The sequence below is a fragment of the Pseudomonas azotoformans genome (assembly GCF_900103345.1).
In the GTDB taxonomy this organism is placed as follows: domain Bacteria; phylum Pseudomonadota; class Gammaproteobacteria; order Pseudomonadales; family Pseudomonadaceae; genus Aquipseudomonas; species Aquipseudomonas azotoformans.
The window spans coordinates 2,485,732-2,502,157 of the sequence record NZ_LT629702.1; the positions used below are offsets into that span (position 1 = coordinate 2,485,732).

Genomic DNA, 16,426 nt, shown 5'->3' on the forward strand with positions numbered 1-16,426 from the left:
AGGCGAGATGAAAAAAAGGGACAGCCTCCAGCCAATTTTTTCGCTTACCACACTGCGATCGTTGAATCCGTCCTTGGCTCCGTTCCGCCGCACAATACACCACTGACCGGATCACGCAGGATGATCTGGCCACGCCCGTAGTCCGTGAGGTCGCTGGCGATCTGCACCTGATGCCCGCGTCGCGCCAGGGCATTGGCCAGGTCACGGGAGGCACCGTGTTCGATGCCGACCTTCATGTCGCCCAGCCATTGCCAGCGCGGCGCGTCCAGGGCCGCTTGCGGGTTGAGGCCGAAGTCCACCAGGTTCATCACCATCTGCACATGGCCCTGGGGCTGCATGTAGCCGCCCATCACGCCGAATGGGCCGAGGGCCTGTCCGTCCTGGGTAAGGAAGCCGGGGATGATGGTATGGAAGGTTTTCTTGCCCGGTGCCAGGCAGTTGGCGTGGTTCGGGTCGAGGCTGAATTCCTGCCCACGGTTCTGCAGGGCGATACCGCTGTCGGGCAGCACCACGCCGGAGCCGAAGCCGTGGTAGTTGCTCTGGATGAACGAGACCATATTGCCCTCGGCATCCGCCGTGGCCAGGTACACCGTGCCGCTGGCATGGGGGTCGCCGGGTTTGGGCGGTTGCGCCTGTTCGCCGATCTGCCCACGGCGGCGGGTGCTGTAGGCATCGCTGAGCAGGTCGGCGACGGCCACGCGCATGTGCAGCGGGTCGGTGATGTAGTGCAGGCCATCGCTGTAGGCGAGTTTCATCGCTTCCAATTGGCGGTGCCAGGTCTGCTGGCTGTCGCGGTGATCGAAGCTGAAGCCTTCGAGGATTTTCAGCGCCATCAGCGCCACCAGGCCCTGGCCGCTGGGCGGGATTTCCCAGACGTCCACCCCCCGGTAGTTGACGTGGATCGGGTCCACCCATTGGGCGCGATAATCCTGGAGGTCGCTGGCGCGCAGGTAGCCGCCACTGACCTTGGAATGGGCATCCAGGCGCTCGGCCAGGGCGCCGCGATACAGGCTTTCGCAACGGGTCACGGCGAGTTCTTCCAAGGTGCGCGCCTGGGCCGGGTTGCGGAATATCTCACCGGCCCGTGGCGCGCGGCCGTCGATCAGGAACGTGTCGAACCAGGCGTCCAGGGCCGAGTCGCGATGGGGGCTGAATTCATCCAGCGCGACCTGCCATAGCTGCGCGATCACCGGCGACAACGGGAAGCCGTCACGTGCCAGGCTGATAGCGGGTTGCAGCAACTCGGCAAACGGCAATTTGCCGAAGCGCTCGGACAGCTCGGCCCAGGCCGAGGGGCAACCGGGCACGGTGACCGGTGTCCAGCCATACAGCGGCATGCGGTCGTGCCCCGCCGCCTTGACCGCCTCGATACTCAAGGCCGCCGGCGCGTGGCCGTTGCCATTCAGGCCATGCAACCGGCCCTTGCACCAGACCAGCGCGAACGCGTCGCCGCCCAGGCCACAGCCGGTGGGCTCCACCACCGTGAGCGCGGCCGCCGTGGCAATCGCAGCGTCGATGGCGTTGCCGCCCTGTTGCATGATCTGGATACCGGCCTGGGCCGCCAGGGGCTGGGACGCTGCAACCATGCCGCGACGGGCAAATACGCTTTGGCGTTGCGAGGGATAGGGGTACTCGTGAGCAGAAAGTTTCAACATGGCAAAGGCTCTTCCACACAAGGTTTCGGGTCATAACACACGGCTGAGAAACGCTCGGGTCCGCGGGTGGCTGGGGTGGCTGAAGATCTGTTCCGGCGGCCCTTGCTCGATGAGTTCGCCCTGGTCGAGCACCACCACGCGGTCGGCGACTTCACGGGCAAAACCCATTTCGTGGGTGACCACCACCATGGTCATGCCCTCCTCGGCCAGCTCCTTCATCACTTGCAGCACCTCGCCGACGGTTTCCGGGTCGAGGGCGCTGGTGGGCTCGTCGAACAGCATGGCCTGGGGTTTCATCGCCAGGGCGCGGGCGATCGCCACCCGCTGCTGCTGGCCGCCGGAAAGCATCGACGGGTAATGGCTGGCCTTGTCCGCCAGGCCGACCCGCGCCAGCAATCCACGGGCTTGCTCCAGGGCTTCGGCGCGCGGTGTGCCGAGCACCTGGATCGGCGCTTCGATGATATTTTCCAGCGCGGTCATGTGCGGGAACAGGTTGAAACGCTGGAACACCATGCCGATGTCGCGGCGCTGGCGCGCGATGTTGCGCTCCGAATCACGTACCAGGCTGCCGTCGCTGCGCTCGCGATAGCCCATGGCACGACCGTTGACGCGGATGCGCCCGCCCTGGATGTCTTCCAGCAGGTTGATGCAGCGGATAAAGGTGGTCTTGCCCGAACCGGAGGCGCCGATCAGCACCACCACTTCGCCGCGCCGCACTTGCAGGGAGATGCCCTTGAGGATCTGCAGCGTGCCGAACGACTTGTGGATGTCCAGCGCCTCGATGATCAGTTCTTCACTCTGGTGCGCCATGGTTATCGTCCCCTCAGCAGTTTCAAGGTGCTGCGCCCGAACATGCGGCTGGACGCCGGTGGCGGCGCGGATGGCCGGTCGGACTGGCCGAAGCGCGCCTCCAGCCAGCGCTGGAAAAAGCCCCACAAGGTGGTGAGCATCAAGAAGTAAATCGCGACCACCAGGTACAACTCGAACACGCGGAACGTCGCCGAGGTGACCATCTGCGTGCTGAGCAGCAACTCCTGCACGCCGATCACGCTGACCAGGGTGGTGTTCTTGAGCATCACGTTGAACTCATTGCCCAGCGGCGGCACGATCACGCGGAATGCCTGGGGCAGCACGATGCGCCGCATCAGCTTGGCAAAGCCCATGCCCAGGGAACGCCCGGCTTCGTACTGGCCCTTTTCCACCGCACCGATGCCGGCGCGGATGATCTCGGCCATGTACGCGCCTTCGTTCAAGCCCAGTGCGATGATCGCCGCCTGGATATTGCCGGGGATAACCAGGCCGAACAGCGCGATGTCCTCGAAACGGAAAATCCCGCCCGCCGCCAGCGCGGTGTACAGGAATACGATCTGCACCAGCAGCGGCGTACCGCGCATCAGCCACACATAAAAGCGCACCGGCAGGTGCAACAGCGGGTTCTTCGACAAGCGCAACAGCGCCGCCGCCAGCCCCAGCACGCAGCCCAGCAGCATCGCCGACACCGCGATCAGGCAGGTCAGCCACAGCCCGGTGAGATACACCCCGCTCGGCTGCAACAGGTACTGCCAGAACACATCCCAATTGAAATTCATCGCCGGTGTGCCTCAGTCGAGTGTGTCGCTGCTGACATGCCACTTGTTCAGCAACTGGAGGTAGCTGCCGTCGCTGCGCATGTCGCTGATCACCTGCTGCACGGCGGCGGTGAGTTGCGGGTCGTCCTTGCGCATGCCAAGGCCGGTGAGGATGCGGCTGAAGGCCGGCACGCCTTCCTGGAACAGGTCCGGGGCCATCGCGGCGTAGTAGCCGGCGGTTTCCACGGTGGTGCCGTAGGCGTCGACCTGGCTGATGCGCAGGGCCTGGAAGGCGTCGGTGTCGGTGTTGTACACCACCAGTTTCATCGGTGGTTTGCCGGCCTCGGCCAGGCTGTCGTTCTGCGCGTCCAGCAGGGTCTTGATGGTCGAGCCGTTGAGCACCGCGACCTTGTGCCCGGACAGGTCATCCAGGCTCTTGATGCCCTTGGGGTTGCCCTTGGGCACCACCACCGACTGGCTGGAATACATGTAGTTGACGATGTCGATCACCTGGCGCCGTTCGGGTTTGTCGAACAGTTGGTCGACAATCATGTCGCACTGCTGGGCGAGCAGCGCCGGTACCAGGCCGGAGAACGGAATCACCCGCCACTGCACCTGTTTGTCGCCCAGGCGCTTGGCGATCTCCAGGCCCAGGTCGACGGTGAGCCCGCGGGGTTTCTGTGCTTCATCGAAGGACACCAGGGGCGGTGAATCCATCCCCGAGCAGTAGGTGAGTTTGTCGACGCTCTTCAGGCGCTCCGGCACCTGGGGCGCGGCGACGGCCCATTGGGTACAGAGGCCGAGGGAGACAGCCACCAGCAAGGCGCGGTGTTTATGCATGACCAGACACTCCAGTTCGTTGATTAACGGGGCAGGACTCAACGTCATCACACAGCAGGTGTTTCTTATTGTTGTTGTTCGGTTTGCAGGAACTGGATCAGCGCCGGCACGGTGCCTTCGATGTGTTCGCGCACCACGGCTTCGGCGCGGGCGGCGTCACCGGCACGGATCGCGTCGAGGATCACCGCGTGTTCCTGGCGGGCACTGAGGGGTTTTTCGCCGTGTTGCAACCACAGGCGCATGGGCGCTTCGACCAGTGAGTACAGCGCCGAGATCTGCTTCATCAGGCGCGGTCGGCCACTGAGGCTGCACAGGTATTCATGGAAGGCACGGTGGCGACTGACCCAGGCGGCACTGTCATCGCGGTAGTCGTCCATCGCATCGAGCAAGCGCTCCAGCGCGGCCAACTGGCGCTCGCCGATACGCCCCACCGCGACGCGCACCGCCAGGCCTTCGAGGGCGCTGCGCATTTCGAACACTTCGTGCAGTTCATCGATATCCAGGCCGCTGACGATGGCGCCGCGATTGGGCCGCAAGGTCACCAGCCCCTGGGCGTCCAGGCGGCGAAAGGCTTCGCGCACCGGCATGCGGCTCATGCCGATCTCGCTGGCGATGTCTTCAGCGATCAGACGGTCGCCCTTGCGATAACGACCGCCGCAAATGGCATCGAGCAGAAAGTTGTAGGCCTCCTCCTCGGCGGTGAGGGGCTGGCGGTCAACGTAAGCGGGGGCAAATTGCATCGGCAGCACCTTTTGAATTTTTGTATCCAATTATCCATGGATACGAAAAAGCAGGATGTGTGCCAAGTGACAGGGCGACGAGCCAAGTGATTGATTCGGGTGAAATAGATGGGGACATTTCAGCTGACACGCGAAATTCCCACCCGGGAAGCTGCTACCAAATGGCGCAGGACGTGCGCCATCTGTGGGCGGAAGTAACGGGGCCGCGCCTGGCTGCAAGTGACGCAGTAATGAGTCCGACCGGGCTGTGGTCGGCTTGTTTATGACAAATGCACACTCTGCTAGGGTGACGTCCTCTGAACACAATGGAAGCATCACAAAATGGGGCCATGGAAGATCCTTGCAATCTCGCTGCTGGCTTTACTCGGCAGCCCATTAGCGGCAAACGAAAACGCCGGCCCTTTGGAAAGAATGTTCACCTACACGACGTTCGGGCCAACCATGTTGTCGGCTTGGTCCACCTTTCTCACGAACGGTGATCCAAAGCCTTACCAACCAGCCAAAACGGATGCCCTCGCTTTCATCGGTTCGGACGGCCATATTCGTGGTGCTCAGTTTGAACAGGCGTTCCGCTACTACCACACGACACATCGCTTTCCACTCATGTCAGACATGCAACTGGCCCAGGCAATCGCAACGCAAGACTGAACCAGGAGCGCCCTCCTGCATGCCGTCGATATCATCGGGTAGTTTTGCGCGAGCACAAAAAAAGCCGATCTATGTGATCGGCTTTTTTGTGTGATTTTATTCAGGAATGATGGCCGGGACGTAGTGATTCGAACACTAGCTTCTAGCCCCATACTAGTGGGAGTCCTGAAACACCTTAAATTGAAACACCTTACGCAGACGCCCACTGCAATCGACGACTAGCGATGCTGGATAGCGATTCACCAGTCCCTGCAGGCTTTTTCCAAGAAGGTCCCTGTGCCTGGCATTCTGCCGAACGAATATAAAACCAAATATGCAAAAGCTCGCCGCCTAAAATCGCCCAGCCGGTAAACCTCGATTACTGTATTCGCGCACAGTATTTGAGAGTGCCACCATGAACTTCGATGAAGACATCTGTCAGTGGCTCGGATGCCCTATCCCCCTACATATGTACCAGCACCAAGGTGCCAGATTGACGGTCTACCCAAAGATCTGCGCTCGGCCCGCAGGAGCATCCAGGGGCTGATACAGATGAACGATAACCTGGTCATTGGCAAAGCCTCGACCGAAGCCGAACTCAAGAAGGTGCTCGCCGACTTGGGCAGGCTGAACCTGAATAACTCGGAACTGGGCTGGAAGATCCGCAGCCTTGAGCTAGTCGCCGATCCGCGTGACTACCTATCTAGGGAAAACCAGCAGCAGCTGATGGAAAGGAAGGATGAGCGCCGGATAACCCGCCGTCCTTGCAGCAGTTATTAGCTCAAGAAACCCTTGCTGCACGAGGGAGTGAATACGCATAACGCATAAATGGAATTCGCCTAAAAGCCTCGAAAACCAGCATAGAATATGAAAGCCGCCACACACTCAACCACAATGGATGCGCATCTAGCCATTGGTAGATGCTCGGTACCAATTGGGGGAAGTGGAAAAAACTTGTGTCGGCAGTGTGGAAACACAGAATCACCAAGCTCGCTCTGCCGAGGTAGGAAAGAATCCGCTCTAGGCGCGGGATACGCTCCAGAGAAATGGCCGCGTACAGCACCAAGATGGAGCCGCCCATAGCCCCAACGCTGGAGATAAAGAAGTCGTTGTAATTGCGTCCATTCATATCCATTGCGCCGTTGTACCGGCTGATTACGAGCGCGCAGACGCTGGCTAAAATTAGTAACCAGGAACGAGGTGCGGACAGCACTTCAAACCTGCGTAACGCAATGCCCGCGAATATGAATAACTGTGCGACAAATGCGATATCGATACTAAACGGAAGATAAAGACGAGGTCCAACGGCGAGACCAATCACAACAGTAATGCACACTAACGATGCGCCCGCAATAATACTTCGGCGAGCAACCATCATTATGTAGAAACCAATTAAGTTCGCAGAAAACAATGCCAAAATAAACCACAGCGGACCTATTGGCAGAATGCTAGGCGATTCAGGCAACGCCATGCCGCTACCATAAATACCGCCCCAGGCCAGGATTGATGCAATCGTAGTAGGCGAATTACCATCGCCCGAATACCACTTGTAAAAAAATAGCCAGTACAGATAAAAAATAAACAGCGTTATGACATAGGGCAGAACAAGGGTTAGGACCTTCTTTCTAATGAAAGGCCAGGGTTCTCCAACGAAGTTAGACGTGAAGCCTGACAGCAGAAAAAAAAGCGGCATGTGAAAAGTAAATATCCACAAAGCCGCACTGCCACCAGGAAGAACAGAGTGCCCGACTACTACAGCTATAATTCCGATTCCGCGTGCGGTATCGATCCAACGTATTCGATTTGTTGGTAACTGGGCCATTCAACGTTATCCATTTATAGAGTCTAAAACATGGATGCCCTGCTCGAAAGCAACCCCCATGGCGCTAATTTTTCCTGATCATCGTACCTTCGCATACTTACAAAGTCATGCTTATAGCGGCAAAGCCCCGAGTGCGCCGAGGCTTGGCTGTATCCTTTGAGTAGTCTATTAGGCTATTACACTGCTGATCATGTTCATAACGCTCAGACCTACCGCCATTACGGTTGCGCCGTTGCATTGAATATTCGCTGTACCGATGGCTGGCGTTTCAAGACCGATAGCATTGATTTCGCTGTGGCTGTTCGTATCTGCCACCAACGGGACCCAATCGCGAAAGCTGCGCGTCCTTGCCGGTGGCCGCGATGTCGATCTTTTTGCGATTGGACGTGCTGAGCTGAAAGGCAGCCTGTCCGGTAAACGCGCGCATTGCCATGAAGATCATCGATGGCCAGCGTAGTCTGAACAAAGACATAGTGGTCCGATACGAACAGCCAGACAACTTTGGGCCAACGGCAATGCATGGAATGAATGACACGACCTGGAAGAAAGCCAGAGTGCGTGCGGACAAATGGGAAGCGTCCCATCAGACGCAAGCACACCCCGGATTCACGAGGACCGGCTCTGACAATCTGAAGAGGAAGCAGGCGTGAAAAATCGACGAATCACGCAAAAGTCACGCGCAAGAAAAAGGCCAATGCTGTAAACATTGGCCTAAGTCACTGAAAAATATGGTCGGGACGGAGTGATTCGAACACTCGACCCCTAGCACCCCATCTCCTTTTTCATACTTCTTGAAAGCTTCCAAAATTTTACTCTGGATTTTTCTGAGCTAGTATTTACTTGAGCTCCAGCGGTGTTCTGCTCTACGAGAGTCCAGTAACGTCCACCAAGAGCCGACGTCTTTGTGGGGGTAAAAGTAGGGGGAGTCCATTTCATGGCCAAAATCACCATCAAAGAACTCGAGTCGCTGACCGCTGAAGATGCCGGCCGCATCCTCAGGGAAGATGGCAATCTCGCCGGCCGAATCTCAGTACGCAAGGACGGTGTGTCGGTCAGCTTTTTCTATCGTTATCGCTGGGGCGACCAAAACAAAGAGTACGCCTGCGGAACCTGGCCGCGCAAATCCCTGACGGACATTCGCAAGGCCCGCAACCAGGCCAGAGCGCTCATCGACGAGCAGATCAATCCCAACGAGCAAAAGAAAACCGCCAAGGCACAGGCATACGCCGCTGCTAACGTAGAGGCTGAACAAGTAAAAACGACGAAGGTGCAAACGCTGACCGTCCAGGATCTAGCCAAGGCGTGGCTGTTGGATGGCGTCGCGCGCAAAGACGGCAATGCAGAGCTGCAGCGGCGTTTTAACAAAGACCTTTTGCCAGCACTCGGCAAGACAGCGGTGAGCAGTGTGTCCGAACACGATATTCGGGCGCTTATCCGGGCAGTCGTCAACCGCGGCGCTCACCGGCAAGCCATCAGCTTTTTCGCCGACCTCACCCAAATGTTTGGCTGGGCTAGAAAGCGCCAGCCCTGGCGGGCCTTGTTGGTCGAGGGTGATCCAACTGAGCTGGTCGACATATCCCCCCTGATCCCTGCCGACTACGAGGCAGAAAGAAGCCGGATCCTTTCACCGGCTGAGCTGTTGGAACTGCATAACCGCTTCCAACAAATGACGGCCGATTACAACGCCCTTCCCACCGGGCAAAAATACGACGGCATTCGGCCGTTGAAAAAAGAAACGCAGCTTGCGCTCTGGATTAGCCTGGGCACGCTATGCCGGATTGGCGAGTTGCTGCAGGCCGAATGGAAAAATGTCGATCTAGACCAGCAGACCTGGTTCCTCCCCAGCGAAAACGTCAAAGGCACCCGTGGCAAGAAACAAGACCACCATGTCTTCCTCTCCCCCTTCGCCCTGCATTTCTTTCAGGAACTCAAAATCCTGACGGGAGACTCGCAATGGTGCTTTCCGAACAAGCTGGATGATGGGCATGTGGACGTGAAAGTGGTGAGCAAACAGGTCGGCGATCGCCAGGCCCGGTTCAAAAACCGCAAAGCCCTCTCCAGACGGTGCCATGGCGATACCCTGGTCCTTGCCGACGGCCAAAACGGCGACTGGACACCGCATGACCTGCGCCGTACGGGGGCGACCATGATGCAAGCCTTAGGCATTAGCCTGGATGTCATCGATCGCTGCCAAAATCATGTACTGGCCGGCTCTCGGGTGAGGCGCCATTACTTGCACCACGACTATGCCGACGAGAAGAAAAACGCCTGGAACCTGTTAAGCGATCGACTCAGTGCCGTGCTGTCCTCAACTTACGAGCACACGCCAAACGAGTCGATGTTGTCTTTTCCAGCGTACGCGACGCCAGAGACGCGAACACCGTCATAGGCTGTTGCACCCAGAGTTTCCGGGAATTCAACATCCGCGACACACTGTGTTGTGACCTTAAATTCGCGATGAGGAAAGGTGAAAGACTGCATGTACACATTCGTAAGCTTCACCGTCGTGGAACTGTTCGAAAAAGTGTGGCAAACACCCATGGTCAAACTGGCCCACGAAATTGGTATTTCCGACGTCGCCGTCGCCAAAGCTTGTCGCAAAGCCGGCATCCCTCTCCCAGGGCGTGGCCACTGGGCCAAATCGGAAAAGCAGCGACAACGCAAACCCAAACCTCCTCAGGTCGAAGGCAATGTCCGATTCCAAGTGCTCGACCGTGACAACTCGCTCGTCACGGCTGGCACTGATTTGAACTCACCTATAGTCCGGCGAACGATTGAAGCCCCCTATCAATTAACCGAGCCTCACGCGCTAGTGAGTCAATGGCTAAAGAGCGCAAAAACATCGAAGGTCAAGGACGGCTACCTCGATTACGCAGGCAAGCGTGTCTTGAATGTGATGATCTCGACGACATTGATCGAACGGTGCGCAATCTTTTTTGATGCACTGATCAAAGAGGGTGAGGCTGAAGGTTATTCATGGAAGATCAACGCTGAAGGAAAAACCATTGCCACTGTTAACGGCGAGACCATGGCCGTGCGACTCATAGAGCGATTAGACAAACACGCGTTACCAGCACCGCCTCCCCCAAAACGCCGCCCCGATACTCCTTGGGAGCCTAATTTCATGTCCCAGCGAAGTCCACAGTTTGAATGGATGTCAACGGGTGAACTGACGTTTAAGATCGAAGCGCGGATGGATTACGGAGAACGGAAAAACTGGAAGGACACCAAGACCGCACCGCTCGAGAAAAAACTTTCTAGCATCCTGTCGGGCTTAAGTTCCGCATCAGTTTCTATCAAGGTCCTCAGAGAGAAAGAGGAGGCAAGAAATCGTGAATGGGCTGAAGATGAAAGACGACGTCTTGAACGAGCCCATGCAACAGAGACTCAACGTCGCCTCAGACTAAGCGTCGTTAAACATACAGAGCGATGGGAACGAGCCGAGCGCTTACGAGCCTTCATAAAAGCAGTGGAAGATCGGCTGAAAATTGCCCCGATCGCAGATCAAGAAATGGCAAATCGTTGGATCGACTGGGCTCGCAAGCAGGCTGATCTCTTGGATCCTTTGCAGGGGAATCTGGCATTCATTACCACGTTGGACGTAGAGTTAGAAAGCTGGTTCAGCGGCTCACATTACGGACAGGCAGAGAAAGGTTGGTGGTCTGAGTAGTCGGCAACGATGTAGACCTCAGGAAACACGACTTTGAATGGGCTCCAATCGCAACGTTTAGACAATTGGTCATCGCAAGTTTTCCTACTGCTACGCTGTCCTCACACGGAGAATAACCAATGACCAATTCAGACCTACTCCCTTCCCTGCTTTTCAAGATCAATCAAAACCAACTCGCCCTCGAAGCTGCCATCATGGAGCTAACACTTTGGGTCGAGCATCGCGGATCTGCTGAGGTCGCCGAGAATGTTCGCGGCGCGCTAGACACAATCAGCAAAAACGAAGAGTTTATCAAAATGACACTAGCGGTATTGATGGCGCCGGAGTGACGGCGTCTGTTGCGGCACATGCCGCGCTAGAAAGGTAAAGACTTTTCAGTAGTCGCTACTACGGAAACACCAACCGACCACCTTTCGCGACATTCATCGCCTTCAACATCGGCTGCAATTCCGCATGGAGCCGGTGATACTCCTCAAAGGCACTGGCAATCTCCTTATCAACCAGTTCCAAGGTCTCACCATTCCCCCTAGCTTCAAGCGTACTCAGATCGACTTGGCGATCCTCGCAAAACTGCTCGAGCAATATCCAAAAGGGATACTTGTGATCGATGTGTAGATCTTTCCTCTTTAGGATGTCCACACCACTCACAGAACATTTGGCGGGCAAGCCAAGCTCATCCCGATAAGCCCGCATCTGATCGCGCACAGCGAACCTCAAAGCCTCACAAACCTTGCTATGAGGCGACTGAACAGCACCCGTGATGCAACGCTCGTAAGAAAAGCTGTCCTCGCTCCCATCGATGCGCACGAGCCAAAAACCGCTACCAGCACCCAGCGCATTCCTTTTGATCTTGAAATGATCGACGCCCACGCCGATTTTTCTTTCCGCATCAGGATGCATCGCGATGAGCAAATGCAATTTCTTGATCGCGTATAGGTTAGTAATCACGCCAACCGAAGCACGCTGCAAATAACTCTTCAACCCATCCAAAAGCGCTTTCTTGGATCTGTATTCGAAAGGTCCCAGCCAGTACATTTCGGTAGCCTCCGTAACATCTGATGCGGAAATCCATTCCTATACGGGCATCTGCCCCCCCGTGCCGCCCAATACAATACCGCAAGTAGTTGCGGGTGCTGCCCCCGATCTAGGTCACCGCTCTTGCCTCGCAGCCTTGAGGCGGACTGATACGTCGCTCTTTGTGCGTACAAGAGCCAGGTTCCGTCCCTCGATAGTCAGAACAGCCCCAGAAAGGTCTATCCGTTTGCTGCCAAACCATTCTGCCTCCCGATTTTGCGCACAATGCAATCCAACCACCGCAGTTCTGCGTACAAACCAAGTACCGCCCGCGCGCATGCATTGGCGAGCGGCAATCTGGGCAAGCCGACTCAGTGTGCGAGCAACGCGGAGAGAGAGAGCAAAAGTAAAAATACTCATCCCTTTTTTTCTGTTTACGCAACGTTAGTTCACCTGCTTCACATACAGGGCAAGGTGGAACTGAGACAATGGACGCAGGAGCACCAAACTCGTTGAGTTCAAGGTCATATTCATCGTCAAGCAGCTCCTTGACGAAGCTAGACACTTTATTCTCGCCGGCAATGAGATAGACCCTTCGTTTGGCACGGGTGAGCGCCACGTAAAACAAGCGTCGTTCTTCTGCATGAATGAAGTTTTCCCGTGGGGGCAGCAGCGCATCCACCAGAGGATGGGACATTTTCTCTGAGGGCAAGCCGAACTTTCCTGACTTGTTTCCAAGCAACACAACAAAATCGGCCTCTTGGCCTTTGGACGAGTGAATGCTGTCCACTCGAATCAAAAGCTTCGGATACGCCTTGGCCAACTGCTCCAATCTGCTTTTGTCCGGGAGCCCAAATGAAAACCTGGCAAGAATATAGACACTCGCGCCTGCACCGGCTCGAGCATCAATACGAGCAATAACTTGGTCCAATGCCTGATCGTCTTTCAGGTCAGTACGAAACAATGAGACCGCGGGATCCTCCTCTTCGACGTGGGTGGACATTTTCTTGAACAGCTGTGCAGGGTTGCGCATGACGAAACGGCTGGCGACTTCACTTATGCGATCGTTGAAGCGGAAGGTCTTATCCAGCGCACTGGTCGCAGTCGGACCAAAGAACTTGTCGAATTCAGACGTCAGGGTTATGTCGCTACCTGTGAAGCGATAAATCGACTGCCAATCATCTCCCACGCAGAACAACGAACCATCCGGCTGAAGGCGTCGAAGTCCCCTAACCAATCGCGCCCTTGGATTTGAAGTGTCTTGAAATTCATCAACGAGAATGAAGCGCCATGGCGGCGTGTACCCACCCTTTTCAACTCGCTCAATCGCACGCACGATCATGTCATCGAAATCGATCTGTTGATTGCGCTTTAGCTCCTCCTGGTACTGCTGGTAAATCGGCTCCAATAGTACCAATGCTGCGCGCATTTGATCTGGGTCGGGCGCAGCCTTGATTCGCGCCTCAAGCTCTAGCAGCGACAAATCGGCGGCCTTAAAGCACTTCAGTAATTCTTCCAAGAGCTCGGCTAACGCTGATACAACGCCAAATTCACGGAGCGTCTCCAACTGCACCTTCTCAGGCATTGGTTCAAACGTTACCCCGGCTGCGGCGAGACGCTCCTCTAACACCTTGAGCAGTACGCCTTCTTGTTGCTCGTAGTGGTAGGTTTCAATCAAGTGGGTCTGATGCTGCTTGTGCAGTTGGCGCTTCCATGCCATAGCTTCCTGATAAGCCGCTCGATTGATGTACGGCGCGGTATTACCTCTACGATCGACACCAAAGTGCTCGATATAAAGATCGAAATCTGGAAGGTAAAAATCAGGGTGGTACTGGCGACGCTCAAGTGTACGAGTTGACACCTTGTACGCGGGCTCATAACGGTACTCAACGCCCATCTTGAACAGGAAGTTTGCAATTCGACATTCGGCCATGCTTTTGACGCGCTCGCCCTTGAGCGTGCGAACCTCATGTTCTGCCAGATATCGGAAGTATTCGCCTAAGGAAGCAAAGTCGAACGGATTTTTGATGGGGTATAGGTAGTGCTCGAAATACTGAAGGAGTCGCTTGCGGTACTCCGGCTCATTTTGCAGTCGTTCGAATGCCAATTGTACGAATCGCTTGCGAGCCGCCTCATCGTCAGCCATAGGCGACAGGGAGGGATGCTGCAATATCGATTTACCCAGTGAATGAAACGTGAGTGCCTCGACGCCTTTCACGCCCAGGCGCGACTCCAATCGCTCACGCATTTCCTTGGCGGCGTCGTTTCCGTAAGCCAGGAGCAGGATCTCATCAGGGCGTGCTTGACCACTTTTGACAAGAAAAGCGACTCGCCCAATCGTCGTACTAGTCTTTCCAGTACCTGCACCTGCCAAGACCAGGTTGTTATCTTCATCAATAATGCAGGCCAAACGCTGCTTGGGCGTCAATGGACTCGACTCGACTCGTTCGAAGAGCTCGGCGTACTTCACAAGGCTGGACTTCACATAGTGCGAACGCCAACGGCGCAGGAAGACCTCACCATTTTTGACCCACGACCAAGCACGAGTGAGGACCTTGCGTTCTTCTCTTGAGAGTACGCCTAACCCTCTGTCTGGTAGTCCAGGCCACTGAGCGGATTGTATAACAAGCTGGGCATGAAGACGCACCCATTGCGAGCGACGACAGTAACCAGTTTGCCTCACGCGATTGAAGAAAGAGTTCAAATAACCTGCGACTGATTGAATCCGATCGGCATACCACTCACGCAGTGCCGCACGCCATAGCTGGTAGGGTTTTTTAACGCCCCATCCGATTGCAACTACCGGCCCCGAGGCTGCACTCAACTTCAAGCGTGATACCACTAACCATCGATTCAGCTCAGGTGGTCTGGGCATTCCCGCCACCGAGAGTGTGGATGATCGGCCTGCCCAATCAACCGCAATCAAACCGTTGGAAGCGATATCTATCGAAGCACAACCGGCGCCCACCCACTTCACCCAACCAAAACTACGAAACGCCTCTTGAGTCATCTAACTATCCTGCTCTGCCAGCATCCGCAATGGGCGAACGCAGCTGTCATCCAAATCCGCAGGCTCAGTCCATTCTGATCCCAACATTGACGCCAGGCGCGCCACTATTGAGCCATTATCACACAGCTCCTCCAATTTTTGGTTGCAGTTCAACGCCATTGAGCGGTAAGCGTCCGTCCAATACACCTTGCGCAACGAAACTGACTTCCACCGGGCTAGAATCCTAACCGCAGCCGCGTCGGGGATGCTGGAAGCGATGCGTTAGGTGCAAATGGAAGTGCGCGTAATGAGCAGTGGAGCCGAAGTCGGAGCGCCGATGGAAGGACAAGGCCCCCTGATATCACCCGCGATTTTGCCCGTTGCTCTACAGGCCCCGGGGGGACTGAATATTCCATGCCCGTCGTGATCGCTGTAATCGCCAAGCGGTTCTTGCGGGGCGGAGAACGTGGGGACGAAATTAAGCCCAAGCTTTATGCGGCAGCGCCACCTGATTTATCGGTAAGCTACGCTTTTAGCTCGCTGTAAATCCACTCCTAACCACACCCTGATGACCAATATGCTTGACTGGGACAGCCTCCGTTTTTTCTTTGCCTTTGTTCATGAGGGCTCCTTAGCCGCTGCGGCTCGCTCGCTCGGGGTGGAGCACGCGACTGTGGCTCGCCGAATAGCTGCCCTTGAAGCCTCTTTGGACATGAAGCTGGTAGATCGTAGGGGCCGTGTCTACCAACTGACCGAGGATGGTGTGAGGGTAGGTGAATATGCAGCGCAGATGGAGTCTGCGTCGCTTGCGCTCAGGCGATTCGCTGACGGGGGAGAAAGCCGTATTGAGGGTGCGGTGATCTTGTCTGCACCTCCTGCATACCTCGGAACGTTGGTAGCTCGGCGACTTGGGGTATTGCGCGAGCGTTATCCCCGGTTGCAGCTGACGCTCGTCGGAGCCAAGTCCACTGCGTCGTTGGCAAGGAAAGAAACCGATATTGCCATTACCTTCAGCAGGCCGGATGAACAGAGTGTCGTCGCCAAAAGTCTCGGCTCCTTGCATTTTTACCCTCATGCTAGCGAGGACTACATTAGTCAACGTGAACCTGAAGAGTTCGAGTTCATAGGCTACGACCGTAGCATGGACGATTCGGTACAGCAGCAATGGCTCCTGGGTCGGCTGGAAGGAAGACCGCTTTCCGTCACCAGCAACGACCTGCGCATCCAGGCATTAGCTGCCGTAGGCAATGCTGGCATAGTTTTCCTTCCGGATTTTTTAGGCAAGGAATATGGGCTGGCAAGGGTTAATATGGATCACACACCGCTGGAACTACCCATATGGCTCGCGTTTCATGAAGATTTACGCAGCTCTCTAAAAATCCGGGCAGTGCTTGATTTCCTCATGGAGGGATTAGTGCAGGCACAGGAGCTGTGAATTTTTTCACATCCGGTTTGTGACTTTGATGAATGGGCCATCACGAAACATTTCTCTACTCTGGGC

General features: G+C 56.1%; 14 protein-coding genes. 6 read left to right on the plus strand and 8 right to left on the minus strand.

What is annotated here, in order from left to right; all coding sequences use genetic code 11:
• Positions 1–44 precede the first annotated feature (44 nt).
• The 5 genes from BLR69_RS10815 to BLR69_RS10835 all read right to left on the minus strand — a co-directional run bounded on the left by BLR69_RS10815 (position 45) and on the right by BLR69_RS10835 (position 4,803).
• Positions 45–1,655 carry a gamma-glutamyltransferase family protein gene (locus BLR69_RS10815; RefSeq protein ID WP_071495980.1) on the minus strand — a complete coding sequence of 537 codons (1,611 nt, stop codon included), beginning with the start codon at positions 1,653–1,655 and terminating at the stop codon, positions 45–47.
• A gap of 30 nt (positions 1,656–1,685) precedes the next feature.
• A complete protein-coding gene (locus BLR69_RS10820; protein ID WP_015884888.1) occupies positions 1,686–2,465 on the minus strand; it encodes an amino acid ABC transporter ATP-binding protein in 780 nt (259 codons plus the stop codon).
• Positions 2,466–2,467: 2 nt separating this feature from the next.
• Entirely contained in the window at positions 2,468–3,244 is a 777-nt protein-coding gene (locus BLR69_RS10825; protein ID WP_071495981.1) for an amino acid ABC transporter permease, read from the minus strand.
• Between the two features lie 12 nt (positions 3,245–3,256).
• On the minus strand, positions 3,257–4,063 hold the full coding sequence (locus BLR69_RS10830; protein ID WP_071495982.1) for an ABC transporter substrate-binding protein: 807 nt from the start codon (positions 4,061–4,063) through the stop codon (positions 3,257–3,259).
• A 65-nt stretch (positions 4,064–4,128) separates the two neighbouring features.
• Complete coding sequence (locus tag BLR69_RS10835) at positions 4,129–4,803, minus strand: GntR family transcriptional regulator (RefSeq protein ID WP_058426251.1); 675 nt, start codon at positions 4,801–4,803, stop codon at positions 4,129–4,131.
• A gap of 321 nt (positions 4,804–5,124) precedes the next feature.
• Here BLR69_RS10835 and BLR69_RS10840 point away from each other — a divergent pair, with 321 nt between their 5' ends.
• The gene (locus tag BLR69_RS10840) at positions 5,125–5,451 is read left to right on the plus strand and encodes a DUF2388 domain-containing protein (RefSeq protein ID WP_071495983.1); all 327 of its coding nucleotides are present in this window, start codon (positions 5,125–5,127) and stop codon (positions 5,449–5,451) included.
• A 531-nt stretch (positions 5,452–5,982) separates the two neighbouring features.
• Positions 5,983–6,210, plus strand: a complete 228-nt coding sequence (locus BLR69_RS31140; protein WP_071495984.1) for a hypothetical protein — start codon at positions 5,983–5,985, stop codon at positions 6,208–6,210.
• 1 nt (position 6,211) lies between these two features.
• Here the strand turns inward: BLR69_RS31140 and BLR69_RS10850 are convergent, their stop codons facing one another.
• Positions 6,212–7,252: an acyltransferase family protein gene (locus tag BLR69_RS10850; RefSeq protein ID WP_076955302.1), complete on the minus strand. Its 1,041-nt coding sequence runs from the start codon at positions 7,250–7,252 to the stop codon at positions 6,212–6,214.
• Positions 7,253–8,186: 934 nt separating this feature from the next.
• Between BLR69_RS10850 and BLR69_RS10860 the strand changes: the two genes are divergently transcribed.
• The 3 genes from BLR69_RS10860 (at position 8,187) to BLR69_RS10870 (ending at position 11,251) form a co-directional block, all read left to right on the plus strand.
• On the plus strand, positions 8,187–9,641 hold the full coding sequence (locus BLR69_RS10860; protein ID WP_071495987.1) for a tyrosine-type recombinase/integrase: 1,455 nt from the start codon (positions 8,187–8,189) through the stop codon (positions 9,639–9,641).
• A gap of 90 nt (positions 9,642–9,731) precedes the next feature.
• Entirely contained in the window at positions 9,732–10,922 is a 1,191-nt protein-coding gene (locus BLR69_RS10865; protein ID WP_071495988.1) for a hypothetical protein, read from the plus strand.
• Positions 10,923–11,041: 119 nt separating this feature from the next.
• Complete coding sequence (locus BLR69_RS10870; protein ID WP_071495989.1) at positions 11,042–11,251, plus strand: hypothetical protein; 210 nt, start codon at positions 11,042–11,044, stop codon at positions 11,249–11,251.
• Positions 11,252–11,309: 58 nt separating this feature from the next.
• Here the strand turns inward: BLR69_RS10870 and BLR69_RS10875 are convergent, their stop codons facing one another.
• On the minus strand, positions 11,310–11,957 hold the full coding sequence (locus BLR69_RS10875; RefSeq protein WP_071495990.1) for a DCL family protein: 648 nt from the start codon (positions 11,955–11,957) through the stop codon (positions 11,310–11,312).
• 109 nt (positions 11,958–12,066) lie between these two features.
• Positions 12,067–14,946, minus strand: coding sequence for a UvrD-helicase domain-containing protein (locus tag BLR69_RS10880; RefSeq protein ID WP_071495991.1), 2,880 nt, complete (start codon positions 14,944–14,946; stop codon positions 12,067–12,069).
• A gap of 556 nt (positions 14,947–15,502) precedes the next feature.
• Between BLR69_RS10880 and BLR69_RS10885 the strand changes: the two genes are divergently transcribed.
• The gene (locus tag BLR69_RS10885) at positions 15,503–16,360 is read left to right on the plus strand and encodes a LysR family transcriptional regulator (protein WP_071495992.1); all 858 of its coding nucleotides are present in this window, start codon (positions 15,503–15,505) and stop codon (positions 16,358–16,360) included.
• The last annotated feature ends 66 nt before the right edge of the window (positions 16,361–16,426 follow it).

Bases quoted from the DNA above. Each gene is read 5' to 3' on its own strand.
- BLR69_RS10815 (WP_071495980.1), bottom strand. From the start codon at position 1,655: ATGTTGAAACTTTCTGCTCACGAGTACCCCTATCCCTCGCAACGCCAA.
- BLR69_RS10820 (WP_015884888.1), bottom strand. From the start codon at position 2,465: ATGGCGCACCAGAGTGAAGAACTGATCATCGAGGCGCTGGACATCCAC.
- BLR69_RS10825 (WP_071495981.1), bottom strand. From the start codon at position 3,244: ATGAATTTCAATTGGGATGTGTTCTGGCAGTACCTGTTGCAGCCGAGC.
- BLR69_RS10830 (WP_071495982.1), bottom strand. From the start codon at position 4,063: ATGCATAAACACCGCGCCTTGCTGGTGGCTGTCTCCCTCGGCCTCTGT.
- BLR69_RS10835 (WP_058426251.1), bottom strand. From the start codon at position 4,803: ATGCAATTTGCCCCCGCTTACGTTGACCGCCAGCCCCTCACCGCCGAG.
- BLR69_RS10840 (WP_071495983.1), top strand. From the start codon at position 5,125: ATGGGGCCATGGAAGATCCTTGCAATCTCGCTGCTGGCTTTACTCGGC.
- BLR69_RS31140 (WP_071495984.1), top strand. From the start codon at position 5,983: ATGAACGATAACCTGGTCATTGGCAAAGCCTCGACCGAAGCCGAACTC.
- BLR69_RS10850 (WP_076955302.1), bottom strand. From the start codon at position 7,252: ATGGCCCAGTTACCAACAAATCGAATACGTTGGATCGATACCGCACGC.
- BLR69_RS10860 (WP_071495987.1), top strand. From the start codon at position 8,187: ATGGCCAAAATCACCATCAAAGAACTCGAGTCGCTGACCGCTGAAGAT.
- BLR69_RS10865 (WP_071495988.1), top strand. From the start codon at position 9,732: ATGTACACATTCGTAAGCTTCACCGTCGTGGAACTGTTCGAAAAAGTG.
- BLR69_RS10870 (WP_071495989.1), top strand. From the start codon at position 11,042: ATGACCAATTCAGACCTACTCCCTTCCCTGCTTTTCAAGATCAATCAA.
- BLR69_RS10875 (WP_071495990.1), bottom strand. From the start codon at position 11,957: ATGTACTGGCTGGGACCTTTCGAATACAGATCCAAGAAAGCGCTTTTG.
- BLR69_RS10880 (WP_071495991.1), bottom strand. From the start codon at position 14,946: ATGACTCAAGAGGCGTTTCGTAGTTTTGGTTGGGTGAAGTGGGTGGGC.
- BLR69_RS10885 (WP_071495992.1), top strand. From the start codon at position 15,503: ATGCTTGACTGGGACAGCCTCCGTTTTTTCTTTGCCTTTGTTCATGAG.